Source organism: Irregularibacter muris (assembly GCF_024622505.1).
Taxonomy (GTDB): Bacteria; Bacillota; Clostridia; order Eubacteriales; family Garciellaceae; genus Irregularibacter; species Irregularibacter muris.
In genome coordinates, this window is record NZ_JANKAS010000003.1 from 249,462 (window position 1) to 263,906 (window position 14,445).

The window sequence follows — 14,445 nt, forward strand, 5'->3', positions numbered from 1 at the left end:
GAATCTTGGTTTAAGATTTTAAGGTTTCTTTAGGCCTTGACCTTTACCTTTGTCTTTGCTTTATTGTTTTTATTGGCTCTGACTACAATATCTAATAATACAGAGATAATAACGATAATGCCTATTACTATGTTTCTGATGGCCACAGGAGCCCCAGCAAATTGAAGACCATTTTGTAATACACCCCAAATAGATGCCCCTACAATTGTTCCTAAAAGTATCCCTTGGCCACCTAGGGTACTTACCCCCCCAATAACAGAAGCGGCTACTGCATAGAGCTCATAGGTGGTACCGGCATCCATGGTACCCATTCCGCTAGTGGCTGTGATAATTAGTCCTACAGTGGCTGAACACACTGCACTTACTAGATAGGTTTTGGTCACGGTGCTGGATACGTTTACTCCTGAAAGATGGGCGGCATGGATATTACTACCCACTGCATAGATATGCCTTCCCGTCCTGGTTCTACTAAGGATAAAGTTAAAGACTAACCAAATGGCTAAGCTTATCCATATGGTGTTGTATAATCCAAAGGTTTTTCCATAATAAAAGAAATTTCTAAATCCCTCAGCTGCTGATCCTATAGAATCTGTATTGTAGTTATTGTTAACAATCTGAGCAATCCCCCTGGCTATGGTCATGGTACCCAAGGTAGCAATAAAAGCTGGTAATTTTGCCTTGGATATGAGCTTCCCGTTGAGCAAGCCTATGGCAAGGGAAGCGATATAGGTAATCAATACCGCCAGCCATGGGTTTATTCCCTTTGTCATGAGGGTGGCTGAAATCATACAGCTCATTCCCACAACAGACCCTATGGACAAATCTATATTTCCAGTAATCAATACGTAGGACTGCCCTATACCAATTAATATAATGGGGGCAATTTGTCTTAGTAGATTAGAAACATTCCGATTGGAAAAAAAGTTCGGGTTTAATATTCCAAATACAATAATAAGAACAACAAGTCCAGCAGTTACAGTAATTACTTGCCCCATTCCTCTTTTGGAAAAGAGCTTCATCAATTTACTCGATATTTTTCTATCTTCCATGCTATCATCTCCTCTATCCTTACTTAGGCTTCTTTTTGGGCTTCAATCTTTTTATCAAACTTAGTAGCATACTCTAGAATGTCATTCTGGGTAGCCTCTTTAATATCAAATTCTTTGGTAATTCTACCATCGGCCATGACCAATATTCTGTCGCTGATGCCAAGGATCTCTGGCATTTCGGAGGAAACGAAGAGCACACCTATCCCTTGATCTTTTAATTGGTTCATAAGATTGTAGATTTCAACCTTTGAAGCCACATCAATACCCCTTGTAGGCTCATCAAAGATAACCACTCTAGAATTTCTAGCTAGCCATTTGCCTACAACAACCTTTTGTTGATTTCCTCCTGACAAACTCTCGGCATTTGAATCTGTATTGGCTAGTCTTATGTCCAGATTTTTCACCGATTGGGTGGTTATTTCTGCTTCCTTTTTCCTATTGACAATGCCAAATTTAGAAGCCAATATATCAAGATTAGGGAGGGCAATATTCTCTCTTATGCTTAATTTTGTACATAATCCATCTTTTTTTCTATTTTCAGGGGCCAGTACAATACCTGCTTTTATGGCATCTATGGGTTTATTGATTTCAACCTCTACTCCATCAATGAAGATTTCCCCAGTTTCCTTTGGGTCAGCTCCAAATATTGCTCGAGTAGTTTCGGTTCTACCTGCCCCCATTAACCCAGCTATTCCTACGATCTCTCCTTCATAAAGAGAAAAATGAATATCTCTTACCAGGTTTCCTGCATTTAAGTTTTTTACTTCCAAAATCTTTTTCCCTACCTCTTTCTCTATCCTAGGGAATTTCTCAGTGATTTCCCGTCCTACCATGTAGGAGATAATCTCCCTCAGCGTAGTCTCTTTATAATCCATGGAAGTGATATATTGTCCATCTCGTAAAACCATGACCCGATCTACAATATGCTCTAGTTCTTCCAATCTATGGGAGATATAGATAATGCCGTGACCTTCATCTCTTAATCTTTTAATAATGGTAAATAGCTCATCAATTTCCTTAGAGGTTAAAGCTGAGGTAGGCTCATCCATGATGAGTATTTTTGCGTTGGTAGATAGTGCCTTTGCAATTTCCACCATTTGTTGTTTGGATACTGATAAATCTCCAACCACGGTTTCAGGATCAATATGGATATTTAATCTGCTCAATACTTTACTGGCCTCATGATTCATTTCTTTATCGGATAGGAGACCTTTCTTTGTCATCTCTCTTCCCAAGAAAATATTTTGGGCAACCGTAAGATGGTCACACATGTTTAGCTCCTGATGAATAATGGCTACGCCTATTTCTTGAGCCTTAACGGGATCCATATCCTCAATGGTTTTACCGAATATTTTCATTGTTCCTGCATCTTTGGTATATACACCAGATAATATTTTCATCAAAGTAGATTTCCCTGCCCCATTTTCTCCTAGCAGTGCAAGAACCTCTCCTGATTTTAATTTTAAAGAAACATGATCAAGAGCCTTTACTCCTGGAAAAGTTTTGCAAACGTTTTCTAATTCAACAATATAATTTTTCATAAAAACCCCCTAATTCAAGTTTCTCTTATTGGAATCCTTTACATAAAGAATAACATAACTTAAAGAATAACATGGTAGAGAATCTTTTGAATTAGGGGGACATTTATTGGATGTTTCTTTTCTTACCTTTCTAGGTGCTTTTTGCTAGGATCTTTTAGCAGTTTACCATCCTCTATAACAAAAAACCGATCAGAAACCGTTAGAGTATCCGATATACTGACGGCCAATATGATAACAGCCATACCTTTTTTCTTGAGTTGATTAATCAACTCTATAATTCTCCCTCTTAAATACATGTCTGCATTAGAAAAGGGCTGCATAATAAAAACCACTTTGGGATTAAATAATTGAATCCGAAAATAGACCAAATTATATAGAGCCTTTTTGTTTAAACTGTTAAGATCCTTTGCCTCTATCTCCTTTCCGATGATGTTCCTATATTCCTGTTGTATATTTTTAAGTATTTTTTTATTGATGATGCTTTTATTTAGCTTCCGATCTATGAGGAAAGTCAAATTTTCTAAATAGGACATCTCATAAAACAATGTCTTCTGGACAGGATTTTCTGGAATAAAAATAATGCCCTTGGACAATAAACTAAGGGGAGTTCTCCCATCAATATCCTCATAGTCTAAAAGGATATTGCCTCCTAAAGGCTCAATTCTTCCACTAAGGATTTCAGCAATATCTTGGATACCTTTATTGTTGATATCTAGAAGGGTTATACACTCTCCCCTTCTAACTGAAAAACTAATATCCTTCAGGTTTTCTGTAGAAAAGTTTTTAAATTCAAAATTTCCCATATTCTCATTGGGTTCATTTAGTCCAGCACTATGATCAAAGGGTATAATATAGGGGTCTAAGGCTTCATCAGAAAAGTCTTTTTTATCAATTACTTTGAGTATTCTGCCGTTCTCAAAAATACATACTCGGTCACATATTTTAAAGGCTTCCTCATGATGATTGGCCATGTATAGGAAGGATATTCCTTTTTGGGCATAGTATATCATCAGTTTTTGGAAATCCACAAGTTCTTCTATGCTCAAAAAATTTGATAATTCATCCAGTATAATAAGCTGTGCACCATTGGTCACTGCTTTAATCAACTCAATCACAGTCTTTTCAAAGAGAGTTAATTCAGAAATAAACTGTTTGGTTTGTATATGAATATTAAGATGCCTTAGCAATGCATCGGTTTTTGCTTTTAGTTTTTTTTCATTGATAAAATAACCATGAAATCTATGGTTTAGAACATAAATATTGTCTATGACTTTAAGATCTTCTATAAGCTTGGTCTGTTTGTTAATGAAATAAACCTTATTGTTGGACATATTGCTATGTTCATAGTAGTTGACTAGCTTTTCATCAAAATAGATCCTACCAAAGTCTATGGATATGTTTTGGGATATTAACTCTATCAACTGACTTTTTCCATGATTATTCAGGGGGAGTAACCCCATGATTTCCCCTGTAAATACATGAAAATTGATATTATCAAGATACCTAATCCCCTCTACTTCTCTAATAACATTCTCAATTCTTAATCGTTCTTTTTTCATGATCTATCCCCATCTAATCCCTTATGAAGGGAATGGTTATTTCAACATCTGTACCTGCTCCTATTTTGCTATAGACATAGATGCCATATTCATCCCCAAAAATAAGTTTAATACGATTATTGACATTGAGTAAAGCTATTCCGCCCTTCTTTCTATCTTCTTTCATATATTCTAGGGACGCTCCCCGGAGCTTTTGATTTAGCTCTCTTACTCTTTCCTCTTCAATCCCTACCCCATTATCAGATATCATAATAATAAGCCTTTGATGGGTTGCAACAACTTTTAATGTTAAAATTCCCTTCCCCATCTTCCGCTCTACCCCATGGAAAATAGCATTTTCAAAGATAGGTTGTAGGGTAAGCTTTGGAATTTTAGCCTGTGTAATATCCTGATAATCCTCCACTTGAAATTCTACATTCAATTCTAGTTTGTCACCAAATCGAAATTCTTGTATTTTATAATAGTTCTCCACATTATTGATTTCCGCTTCTAAGGTTACCAGCTTATCTACATTGGATATGGTATACCGAAAAAAAGTGGCCAGGGCTTCTGTCATGTTGGCGATACTATCTACCCCTTCGATTAAGGCTTCACTTCTTATGCCCTCCAGGGTATTATAGAGAAAGTGTGGGTTAATTTGATTTTGAAGAGCTAAATATTCCGCATGTTTTTTTGATCCTTCAATGAGTTCCTTGGTATCAATAATTTCTTTGAACTTTTGAAAGGCAAGATGGGTTTCCCGATTAAAGGGGACCCTAAGATCAAAAATTCCCTTTAGAATATATCCTTGATGAAAGAGGGTTAATACCTTATTGCTTTCTTTATAGGATCTATATATCCATTTATAGAAGATTTGGAAAACGCCCACCATCAGGAGGGTATATATGGACAAGAAAATATAAGAGCCCTTGCTCACAGAGTTGAATATTAAATATATGAAAACCGTAATGGCTATGACCGCCATCATTATCAGAACAATAAAAATTCTATCAAATAAATAAAGACTCTTTCTTTCCTTCATCTCGTTCTCCTAAGCAAATATTTTTCTGTATTCATTGGGTTTGAGACCTGTATATTTCATAAAGGACTTGGAAAAATACTTTACATCATTATAGCCAACCATGAGACAGATATCTTGTATTCTTAAATCAGACTCTCTCAATAATTCCTTAGCTTTTTCCATTCTGATCTGGGAAAGATATTCAATAAAGGAAGTGCCTGTTTCTTTTTTAAAAAGGCTGCTAAAGTAGCTGGGATTAAATCCTATATGGGTTCCTAAATCCTCCAGGGTGATATTCTTCATATAATTCTCTTCTATATATTTCTTCGCTTGATTGATTTGTCTAAGATTTCCTGCTCTATCCTTATCCAATAATAAGGTCAAGGAAGTATCTATATGGTCTATAAGCACATGAAACAGATCCTCTATAGATTGGCTATTGTCTATTGCTTCTTCTAATATTTTAGATTCTTCTGGAGTATCTCCTGCTTCTATCTTGTTGCTTTTCATGGTCAGATAATATATCCTTGCTATTTCATGCATAAGACTTCTGCATTCTTCTCTCTCTATATCACTTTGGCTTATTTCCCCTTGAAGATGAAGAATTTCTTTTTTAATGCCCTCTTTATCTAATCTTTCCACCCTATGGATAAACTTCTTTGAAAAATCAAAGCAGATCTCTTCTAAACTGTTGACTGTAGAATCCTTGCCATTAGACTCTATAGCGTTATTTAAAAAAGATGTTCTGACGTTCTTGCCCCTAAGATTAAGGGAGGATTCATATTGTTCTTTTAGAGCAACCTGCCCTCTTTTCTTTGTGATATCTTCCTTTACCTTGTGTAAGGCTTGAAGGAGCTCTTCTTGGTTAATGGGTTTTAAAAGATAATCCTTTACCCCATATTCTATGGCTTTCTTGGCGTATTCAAATTGTCCGTAGCCGCTGATGATAATAAATTCTAAATCTTTATTGATGGCCTTAGCTTTTTCTATCATTTGCAGCCCATCATAGCCAGGCATTCGGATATCGGTAATGGCAATATCCGGTTTTTCTTTTTCAATAAGTTCAAGGGCTTCTACACCGTTACTCGCCGTTCCTACGATGATCATCCCTATTTCATCCCACTGGATAAGTTTCATGATAAGTTTGCATATTCTATTTTCATCGTCTGCTATGATTACCCTAATCATATGCTTCACTCCTTAAGTTGTGTGCTGAATAGGGATACCCCTTTAACTTAAATTTTCTCTTAAATATACTATACCATAACCATATAAATGATGAACATCTTTCCAGCATTATGCCTAAAAATAGCAAGAATTTATCTTGTTTTCATTTTTAGCTATTACTCATATAAACTTAGATTTACTGACTCTAATAATCAATGATAAATTAATCATTGAAATTCTTCATCTTACTTAATAAAATTGTAATTATTCAGGTCACATACTATCTTAGTTTTAAAGTTCTTATTTTTACGGTTATATCCTTAAAACTATTTGATATTATTTTCTTTTTCGGGTATACTTTTATTACGGGGTGATACCATGAAAAAGCGAGATTTGTATCTTTCACAGCTTATCCAATATAAAGATAAGCCCTTAATAAAAGTTATTACTGGAATCAGACGTTGTGGAAAATCAACATTACTGACCCTATTTGCAAACCATTTAATAGATACTGGAATAGCAAAAGAGAACATTATTCGTATAAACTTTGAGTCTTTTGAGTTTGACCACATTTCCGATTATAGGCAAATGCATAGCTACATCAAAGAGCGGTTACTTGATGACAAGCAAAAACACTACCTACTTTTAGATGAAGTTCAGATGATTCCATCTTGGGAGAAAACAGTGAACTCTTTTCTGGTAGATGCCAACGTAGATATCTACATTACAGGATCAAATGCTTACTTATTATCTTCTGAGCTCTCCACCTTGCTTTCTGGTCGATACGTAGAGATAAAAATGCTGCCTTTATCTTTCAAGGAGTATCTTGACTTTACAGAATCCAATGGTCAAAAAAATCTTCACGATCAATTCAACCAATACCTCAAGTTTGGTGGTCTTCCTACAGTCGTTGAACTCTTGGACAATACAAATACTATTGGTCCTTTTCTAGAAGGTATCTATAACACGGTTATGATGAAAGATGTCATCGAACGAAACAACATACGTGATTCTGCTTTATTAGAGAACATCCTTAAATTTATCGCTGCAAATGTTGGGAGTATAGTATCTACAAAAAAGATCAGCGACTATATGACGAGCAGTGGAAGAAAAACCACTAGCGAAACAATAGACAATTATCTGAAAATGCTGGAGAATGCATTCATCGTTTATAAAGCAAATCGGTACGATCTTAAGGGCAAGATGTTCTTAAAAACTCTTGAGAAATATTATGTTGTGGATATGGGAATCCGCAATCAAATGACCGGATTAAGAAATACTGATTATGGCCACATGCTAGAAAATATCACGTATCTCGAGTTAATCAGACGTGGCTATGATGTTACAATCGGTAAACTCGGCTCTTTGGAAATTGACTTTGTGGCAACAAAATCCAACGAAAAAATTTACTTTCAGGTTTCTGCAACCATCCTAGATGAAAGGACCCGTGAAAGAGAATTACGTCCTCTTCAAGCAATCAAGGATAACTATCCAAAGGTCATCTTAACAATGGACCAGCCAGTATTTGATGACTATTCCGGCATCAGAGTACAAAATATCATAGATTTTCTACTTGAATAACCTTAAGGTGAAGATACCCTAAGAGATTTTCAAATTTCGCTTATTTTTCCTCTACTTATAATATAATAATAAAAAAGGTAATCGAATTCGCAAAATGCGATTGCCACCTGGATTATTTTTTTATTATAATCACCCTGGGGCTAACAGGGTGATTATTTCTTTTGGTCCTTATTCCTATCCAAATAGGAGATAAGCGGCAACCACACCCTGTTTTTATCTGACTACCTTTTTAACGGTAATAATATTTCCTATCCTCTAGTTACTTCAATTCCTCTATAGAATAACATTAGGCAAAATAAAAATAAGTTAATAAGCAAAATCCTAGCACTACATCATCTATTTAGTGCTAATGTATTTGATAAAATCAAATCCAAAGACAACATAATTATCTTTTTGTTTATAGTCTGTAATATAGATAATTTTACCTTTCACACTTCTACCGGTATATGAATATTTTTCAGGATTCCACTCATTTAAATAAATATAATCTCCTACTCGAAAATTTCTATCGTTCTTTCTTATTTCAAATTTCTTTTTTTATTGATTACGGATTCAAAATAAATGGAATTTATTTTTAGATTATGAACCATTCTACATCACCTTTTATAATGTCATTATTACTTAATAAATTTAATGAAATTATCATAAGATTCATTTTTATTACAAATATAAAATTGATTCATACATCTATACCCCTGTATAGCAAAATGACTGTGGCGCAACTTTTATATTTTTATCAAGCACCGATAAATCCAATGGGTGTTCATATTTTTTTAAATCTTTTATCTTAATAGCAAATCCTTTATCCCTTCCTTTAAAATATTCATTAAAATAAGTTTTTGATATTCCAGAATAATCTTTAGTTTGTTCCCAAAGTTCTTTGGGATCATCCATAATAATATCACCTATTTCAAACTCACCTACAACTTTTCCATAGGGTTTAGTAGCATAAACTATAATTGTGGAAATATCATTCCTTTTAAATATTACTTTTCTATATTCAAATCTCTTTTTTCCAGAAAATATTTTCTCCACAAATTCTGGCTTAATCGATAATATAACCTTCATTTACCTCACCTATCTCTATTATTTTTTTAAATCCTTCCTCCGATAATGGGATTACCATAACGTGTTCATTTCTATCCACTCCAACTTGTTCAATCAATTCTTTTCGAATAATTCTTTTCGGAAGAGCAAAGTTATATAACATTTTAATAATATAGGGATATCTCTTTTATCTCCAAAATTTTTCCAACTCGGTTCTAGTAAATACTGTCCCCTTTCCACAATAATCCATAAATCTTTCTAAGGTGGAAAATTCTGAAATATTCTTCTTTTCAATTAAAGTACATACCGATGTCGCCACAGAGCTATATTCTGCACTTTTCCCCTGTTCAGCTGTACGATAGATTATAATTAAATCTCCTATATTTACATTATTAACTCCAGACATTGCAGTTAAATACACCTTCTCTATGGTATTCGTAAAAGATAAATCTTCTACTACGTGTGATTTCTCTGTAAATAATCTGGAATCTGGAAAAAGTTTTGTATGATATGTCGGATAAATTGATAGTAAATATTTATTATTGCTCTTTGTTTTTATCCTTGCCCTTCACTTTTAATCAATGAAATTATGGTGTAAAATAAACATAAAAATACCAAATAAAGGATGGGGTGGCATTGAAAAAGATAAGAAGAGCTTTGTTATTTGTTCACTATTTTGTAGGAATAGGTGCCCTCTTTGGTGGCGGGGGAGCTATTTTGGATCCCAGTGGGGAAACTCTTGGAATTGCAGCTAATGAAACATTAAAGTATGCACCCTTTGATGACTTTTTAATCCCAGGGCTCTTTCTTTTTGGGGTTTTAGGATTAGGAAATATGATAGGTGCACTTATCTGTCATTTTAAAAAAGACTACTGGGTATATGTCAGTGGAGGCTTGGGAGGCATTCTCTCTATGTGGATTATCATTCAATGCTATATGCTTCGCGCTATCTATATGTTACACATTATTTTCTTCGTTATCGGAATAATCCAAGGAGTCTTGGCTTTAGCTATTCTTTATCGACAACAGCGCTTTCCTTTTAATAGATTATATAAATATATAGAATAAGGGGAAATGGTAAAATCCATTTTCTCTTCTGATTAGACTTTAGAGAAAATGCTTTATCTAGCTAACCAGAACATCATAAAAAATTGAACCCAAAGATATAGAAATTAAGATAGGGTTCTTACTCAGCTTAGATCTTTTTGAAGATCGGATATCAGAATATCAAAGATAGTCCTAAAATATATTAAAGCCCTACTTTTTATGGAGGGGCTTTAATCAAATTTTCTTCTCTCTATCTCCAACATTAAATTATTTAATGTTTCAGTATATTTCTCTTCTATATTTAGACATATCTTTTTCGCCATTTCTTCACTATAAATATGAGTTGTGGAATTTCTATCCCTTAACATTGAAAGCCATAATTCTTCATTCCTAATAATCCCCGCAGAAAAGGCCTCCCGTAAAACTGTTTTGGGTGAATTTAGCCCAATAAGTCCCTCATCTTCAAATATTGCTTTTAGTGTTTTCCACGCAATCTCAAATGTAAATTCAAATCTTTGTATTATGCCATCTCTTAGGAGGTCATCTTCATATTCAAGCCTTTTTAATCCTTCATTTAATTTCTTAAGTGCATTTTTATAATTTTCAAATTTCTGTTTGTAAGCGCTCATATATAATCACTCCCTCTTCCTCATAGGCTTCTGAGCTTCGAGATGACCTTTCATCGATTTCCAATAAAGTTCAAAGGCAATCTCAAAAAGCTGTATAATGCCGGCTCGTTCTAATTCTATTTCGATGGGTTGATTGATGTATTAGTTTAATAACCTATAGGACTTTTCAAAATTGATAAATCTTTGTCTCCATCTTATATCTTTGAATTGATCCATTTCAAAGTCCCTTTCAAATTGGATTATAAGTGATTGCCCCATGATAACATAGCCATAAAAAGAAAAAACCATAATTTCTCTATATTCCTTAACTAATTTTAGTAAATACTTCTTATCCTCTTTACGCTAAAAAATAAACTCCCAATCATTTCCTCCTTGAATCAGATGATAAATCTCTCTAGGATATTCAAGCCTTAGCTTTGTCCTCAATGAAAAATCCCCTGACTTTATCCTATCAGAAGGTGTGAAATTCTTCAATATTTTGGTAAATTTATTGGGGGACTTTTGTTAATTGCTAGGATAATAAGTTAAACGTCTGGAGCTGTCGTTACATTTGTTTCAAAAATTCTCTTTATTTAACTATCATTTATGGTATAATAATAAAAAAGGTAATCGGATTCGCGAAATGCGATTGCCACTTGGATTATTTTTTTATTATAATCACCCTGGGGCTAACAGGGTGATTATTTCTTTTGGTCCTTATTCCTATCTAAATAGGAGATAAGCGATAGAGTAAACACTGAAAACATAATCATTAAAGATATTGCCTCATATGTACTCATACCGCACCACCTCCCTTCATCTTAAGTAGAGAAGTGGCAACCACACCCTGTTATATATCCGACTACCTTATATGTATTTTATCAAATTCTTTACTCATTTTCTATAAATTCCCTCCCTTAACAGTAATAATATTTCTTATCCCCTGTTTACTCTAATTGGCTTATAAGAAACCATTGGATAAAATGATGAAAAATTTATAAGTTAAGTCTTTGGCACCGTATATAAAATTTCCGATGATAACTCTTAAAGGAGCGATTGTCTTTTCATAGATCTTTGACTTTTCAGAAAGGACAGCTTTCCATTAAATCCTTTTAAACTCTTGTTTCTTTTCTTTATTGAGCCTAGTAACCCTATATCTGAGGATGTGCACAGAAAGACCTTTTTCTTCACACCATTTAACCGCCGTTAAACTGCTTTCCCTATAATCATCAATCCGTCGGGTCCAAAGTTTTCTTTCAACATCATTCATCTTGAGATACCTCTTCTAGGAAGATTATCTCATAGAAATTCTAGACTGTTAATGTGGGCTGGAATTAATGCTTAAGGATAAATAATGTTTTTATAGTTCGCCATTTTGATGGTGCTTATTTTGAAAATATTATTCAATAATTTTACTTTCCTTTTTTTATTGGAATCAGACAATTTCTACTCCCCATATATATGGAATAAGGAGGGTAGTATATGAATGACCAAATTATCTTTATTCCCCTTGATAAAATAAAACCTCGAAAGAACCTAAAAACTTCCCTTGCGTATCTAAGAAGGATGGAAAAGTGTGATAAGAATCTTTTGATCTATGATCTTTTATTACCTGTAGAAAAAAATAAAGATGATAATTCATACTTACTAGTAGGTGGCTATGACAAGTATAAATATATTCTTTCATCTGGTAGAAAAACAGCCCCTTGCATAATTGAACCTTCAAGCAACAAGGAAAATCAGCAGAATATCAAAATACTCCGTAGACTATCTAACAATGGTGACTCCTCAAAAGAAAATAGACAAATTGTATTGGGGCTTATCCGGGCAACCTCATCGGCAATCGAACCTATACTTAAAACAATAGGATTAACGGGAAGTGAATATACAAATAACTATACCTATCATTCGAATATTCCCAAAGAATTTATTAATGAATATACTTCAGAAAAGACAATGAATTGGATTGAAAAATTATCTCTAACTCAAGAAGTGAAAAACTTCTTATATGAAAGGGCTGGGTTTCCCAAGGGAACTTCCAAAAGATTGACACAGGAAAAAATGAATTTAATACAAAAGCTCCTAAATCAAAGACCGCAATTTTATGATTTAGGAATTAAGAAGCAGATAAAAATCTTAGGCAGTTCTATTAATTTTAGAGGTATATATCTGGAATTATTGAAATCGATGGTTGATGAGTTCTACGAAGTTCCAAAAGTGATTTAAGAAATAAAAAGGATATCCATAACCTGGAGAAAATTCATGGAATTCACCTGGAACCATGATTTTGTCTAGTATTCTTTGATTCTATAACAAGGTGATCAATAAATTCCCTGGCCAGAGATCCCCTCAAGAGTTAAAGTAATTAAGCGGCTAGAGATATTAATAGATTTGGTGTATATCATTATTTTAAAAGCCTCTTCCTTTATTAACCTCCAATTAGATATAGGATATCCTGCTTTAACAACAGCAGTTCTAAATAGAATTATCTACATAATAAGTTAAGGTCGAGTAGACGGAGACTCACCATTCAACCCCCTCACAGAACTGTACGTGCCCTATTAAGGCATACGGCTCTTCACTTCAGCGTATGCTTACCGCCTGCTACCTAACTGTTTACGCTAGTGACCCAGAGATGTTCAAGACTCGCTATGAATGGTTTGCTAAACCTTTCCCAGTGGAAATCCCATCCACTCTATGATACACCCTTACCTTGGCGCACTATCTGGCACCGTATCTCTACTCACGTATCTCTTCTTGTTTTCATGTATCATCTTGTTTCACAAAAGCACAGATTAGTTTATATTACTTTTCTAGGGACTGTAAAAAATTCCGTGCTTAAGTGAAAATAAATACTCCTTTCTGACAAGAATTAACAAATAACACTAAACCAGAAAGGAGTATTTTTATGAGTACAATACCAAAGAAAGTTTTAAGAAAAATGATAACAGATGAGAATTTAAAATCAGCAGGTGATTTACGGTCCTACCTTAAGGATCTATTTAAAGATACCCTACAGGAGATGCTAGAAGCAGAATTAGAAACTGAATTGGGCTATGAAAAAGGAGATAGAAAAATAAACTCAGGGATAATCGTAGAAATGGTTATGGTGAAAAGACGATTAAGACTGGCTATGGAGAAATGGAAATAGAGGTTCCTAGAGATAGAAATGGGGAGTTTGAACCCAAAGTAGTTCCCAAAAATAAGAGAGATATTTCAGGCATAGAAGATAAAGTGATCTGCCTTTTGCAAGGGGGATATCCACCAAGGATATCCATGATCAAATACAAGATATCTACGGTATAGAAATATCAGCTGAAATGGTAAGTAGAATAACAGATAAAATCCTACCCCAGATAAAGGAATGGCAAAAAAGATCCCTTGAGGCGATATATCCCTTCATATTCATGGATGCTATACATTACAAAGTCAGAGAAGATGGCCAGATAAAAAGTAAGGCAGCCTATGTGGTTTTAGGAATTAACATAGATAGAATGAAAGATATTTTAGGAATATGGATAGGAGAAAGTGAATCCTCAAAATTCTGGCTAGGAGTATTAAATGAGCTAAAAAATCGTGGTGTTAAAGATGTATTTATCTTTAGCGTTGATGGACTATCAGAAATGAAAGAAGCAATCCAGGCCTCATTTCCTAAAGCGGAAATACAAAGATGTATTATACACCAGCTTCGTTATTCCTTTAAATATGTTAACTATAAAGTAAGCGTCTTTTAATAACATGTACCAATAAATAATGGCGGCCAAATGGCCGCCATTATTATCTATTATTTCGACTTGCATGCTGCCTGAACCTGTGGGTTCCATGGAAGTAGCTTGTCTAGAAAAT

Annotated in this window: 14 protein-coding genes and 2 pseudogenes; 4 read left to right on the top strand and 12 right to left on the bottom strand. The window is 34.2% G+C overall.

The window, feature by feature from the left end:
* Nucleotides 1-29: 29 nt before the first annotated feature.
* From NSA47_RS05580 to NSA47_RS05600, 5 genes are all read right to left on the bottom strand, one after another.
* The gene (locus tag NSA47_RS05580; protein ID WP_257529926.1) at nt 30-1,049 is read right to left on the bottom strand and encodes an ABC transporter permease; all 1,020 of its coding nucleotides are present in this window, start codon (nt 1,047-1,049) and stop codon (nt 30-32) included.
* A gap of 23 nt (nt 1,050-1,072) precedes the next feature.
* A complete protein-coding gene (locus NSA47_RS05585) occupies nt 1,073-2,590 on the bottom strand; it encodes a sugar ABC transporter ATP-binding protein (protein ID WP_257529927.1) in 1,518 nt (505 codons plus the stop codon).
* Between the two features lie 122 nt (nt 2,591-2,712).
* On the bottom strand, nt 2,713-4,149 hold the full coding sequence (locus NSA47_RS05590) for an ATP-binding cassette domain-containing protein (RefSeq protein ID WP_257529928.1): 1,437 nt from the start codon (nt 4,147-4,149) through the stop codon (nt 2,713-2,715).
* A 13-nt stretch (nt 4,150-4,162) separates the two neighbouring features.
* Entirely contained in the window at nt 4,163-5,170 is a 1,008-nt protein-coding gene (locus NSA47_RS05595; protein ID WP_257529929.1) for a sensor histidine kinase, read from the bottom strand.
* A gap of 9 nt (nt 5,171-5,179) precedes the next feature.
* A complete protein-coding gene (locus tag NSA47_RS05600; protein ID WP_257529930.1) occupies nt 5,180-6,337 on the bottom strand; it encodes a response regulator transcription factor in 1,158 nt (385 codons plus the stop codon).
* Between the two features lie 357 nt (nt 6,338-6,694).
* Here NSA47_RS05600 and NSA47_RS05605 point away from each other — a divergent pair, with 357 nt between their 5' ends.
* Nucleotides 6,695-7,897 carry an ATP-binding protein gene (locus NSA47_RS05605; RefSeq protein ID WP_257529931.1) on the top strand — a complete coding sequence of 401 codons (1,203 nt, stop codon included), beginning with the start codon at nt 6,695-6,697 and terminating at the stop codon, nt 7,895-7,897.
* A gap of 336 nt (nt 7,898-8,233) precedes the next feature.
* On the opposite strand, the pseudogene NSA47_RS05610 reads toward NSA47_RS05605, so the two are convergent.
* The 3 genes and pseudogenes from NSA47_RS05610 to NSA47_RS05620 form a co-directional block, all read right to left on the bottom strand.
* A pseudogene (locus NSA47_RS05610) lies at nt 8,234-8,422 on the bottom strand (DUF3850 domain-containing protein); the annotation flags it as partial.
* A gap of 162 nt (nt 8,423-8,584) precedes the next feature.
* Nucleotides 8,585-8,965, bottom strand: a complete 381-nt coding sequence (locus tag NSA47_RS05615; RefSeq protein ID WP_257529932.1) for an ASCH domain-containing protein — start codon at nt 8,963-8,965, stop codon at nt 8,585-8,587.
* 166 nt (nt 8,966-9,131) lie between these two features.
* A complete protein-coding gene (locus tag NSA47_RS05620; RefSeq protein WP_257529933.1) occupies nt 9,132-9,350 on the bottom strand; it encodes a hypothetical protein in 219 nt (72 codons plus the stop codon).
* A gap of 230 nt (nt 9,351-9,580) precedes the next feature.
* Between NSA47_RS05620 and NSA47_RS05625 the strand changes: the two genes are divergently transcribed.
* Nucleotides 9,581-10,012 carry a hypothetical protein gene (locus NSA47_RS05625; RefSeq protein ID WP_257529934.1) on the top strand — a complete coding sequence of 144 codons (432 nt, stop codon included), beginning with the start codon at nt 9,581-9,583 and terminating at the stop codon, nt 10,010-10,012.
* A 209-nt stretch (nt 10,013-10,221) separates the two neighbouring features.
* Here the strand turns inward: NSA47_RS05625 and NSA47_RS05630 are convergent, their stop codons facing one another.
* The 4 genes from NSA47_RS05630 to tnpA all read right to left on the bottom strand — a co-directional run bounded on the left by NSA47_RS05630 (nt 10,222) and on the right by tnpA (nt 11,869).
* Entirely contained in the window at nt 10,222-10,620 is a 399-nt protein-coding gene (locus NSA47_RS05630) for a nucleotidyltransferase substrate binding protein (RefSeq protein ID WP_257529935.1), read from the bottom strand.
* A 6-nt stretch (nt 10,621-10,626) separates the two neighbouring features.
* Nucleotides 10,627-10,758, bottom strand: coding sequence for a nucleotidyltransferase substrate binding protein (locus tag NSA47_RS05635; RefSeq protein ID WP_308933791.1), 132 nt, complete (start codon nt 10,756-10,758; stop codon nt 10,627-10,629).
* Between the two features lie 542 nt (nt 10,759-11,300).
* Complete coding sequence (locus NSA47_RS05640) at nt 11,301-11,399, bottom strand: putative holin-like toxin (protein WP_257529936.1); 99 nt, start codon at nt 11,397-11,399, stop codon at nt 11,301-11,303.
* Nucleotides 11,400-11,701: 302 nt separating this feature from the next.
* Nucleotides 11,702-11,869, bottom strand: coding sequence for an IS66 family insertion sequence element accessory protein TnpA (gene tnpA / locus NSA47_RS05645; protein WP_257529937.1), 168 nt, complete (start codon nt 11,867-11,869; stop codon nt 11,702-11,704).
* A 212-nt stretch (nt 11,870-12,081) separates the two neighbouring features.
* Between tnpA and NSA47_RS05650 the strand changes: the two genes are divergently transcribed.
* Nucleotides 12,082-12,825 (top strand): hypothetical protein, encoded by a 744-nt coding sequence (locus tag NSA47_RS05650; protein ID WP_257529938.1) that lies wholly within the window; start codon nt 12,082-12,084, stop codon nt 12,823-12,825.
* Nucleotides 12,826-13,507: 682 nt separating this feature from the next.
* Nucleotides 13,508-14,318, top strand: a pseudogene (locus NSA47_RS05655) (IS256 family transposase); the annotation flags it as partial.
* Between the last annotated feature and the right edge of the window lie 127 nt (nt 14,319-14,445).

What these genes read in the sequence shown, in the direction of transcription:
- NSA47_RS05580 (WP_257529926.1), bottom strand. Translation starts at nt 1,049, where the DNA reads ATGGAAGATAGAAAAATATCGAGTAAATTGATGAAGCTCTTTTCCAAA.
- NSA47_RS05585 (WP_257529927.1), bottom strand. Translation starts at nt 2,590, where the DNA reads ATGAAAAATTATATTGTTGAATTAGAAAACGTTTGCAAAACTTTTCCA.
- NSA47_RS05590 (WP_257529928.1), bottom strand. Translation starts at nt 4,149, where the DNA reads ATGAAAAAAGAACGATTAAGAATTGAGAATGTTATTAGAGAAGTAGAG.
- NSA47_RS05595 (WP_257529929.1), bottom strand. Translation starts at nt 5,170, where the DNA reads ATGAAGGAAAGAAAGAGTCTTTATTTATTTGATAGAATTTTTATTGTT.
- NSA47_RS05600 (WP_257529930.1), bottom strand. Translation starts at nt 6,337, where the DNA reads ATGATTAGGGTAATCATAGCAGACGATGAAAATAGAATATGCAAACTT.
- NSA47_RS05605 (WP_257529931.1), top strand. Translation starts at nt 6,695, where the DNA reads ATGAAAAAGCGAGATTTGTATCTTTCACAGCTTATCCAATATAAAGAT.
- NSA47_RS05615 (WP_257529932.1), bottom strand. Translation starts at nt 8,965, where the DNA reads ATGAAGGTTATATTATCGATTAAGCCAGAATTTGTGGAGAAAATATTT.
- NSA47_RS05620 (WP_257529933.1), bottom strand. Translation starts at nt 9,350, where the DNA reads ATGTCTGGAGTTAATAATGTAAATATAGGAGATTTAATTATAATCTAT.
- NSA47_RS05630 (WP_257529935.1), bottom strand. Translation starts at nt 10,620, where the DNA reads ATGAGCGCTTACAAACAGAAATTTGAAAATTATAAAAATGCACTTAAG.
- NSA47_RS05640 (WP_257529936.1), bottom strand. Translation starts at nt 11,399, where the DNA reads ATGAGTACATATGAGGCAATATCTTTAATGATTATGTTTTCAGTGTTT.
- tnpA (WP_257529937.1), bottom strand. Translation starts at nt 11,869, where the DNA reads ATGAATGATGTTGAAAGAAAACTTTGGACCCGACGGATTGATGATTAT.
- NSA47_RS05650 (WP_257529938.1), top strand. Translation starts at nt 12,082, where the DNA reads ATGAATGACCAAATTATCTTTATTCCCCTTGATAAAATAAAACCTCGA.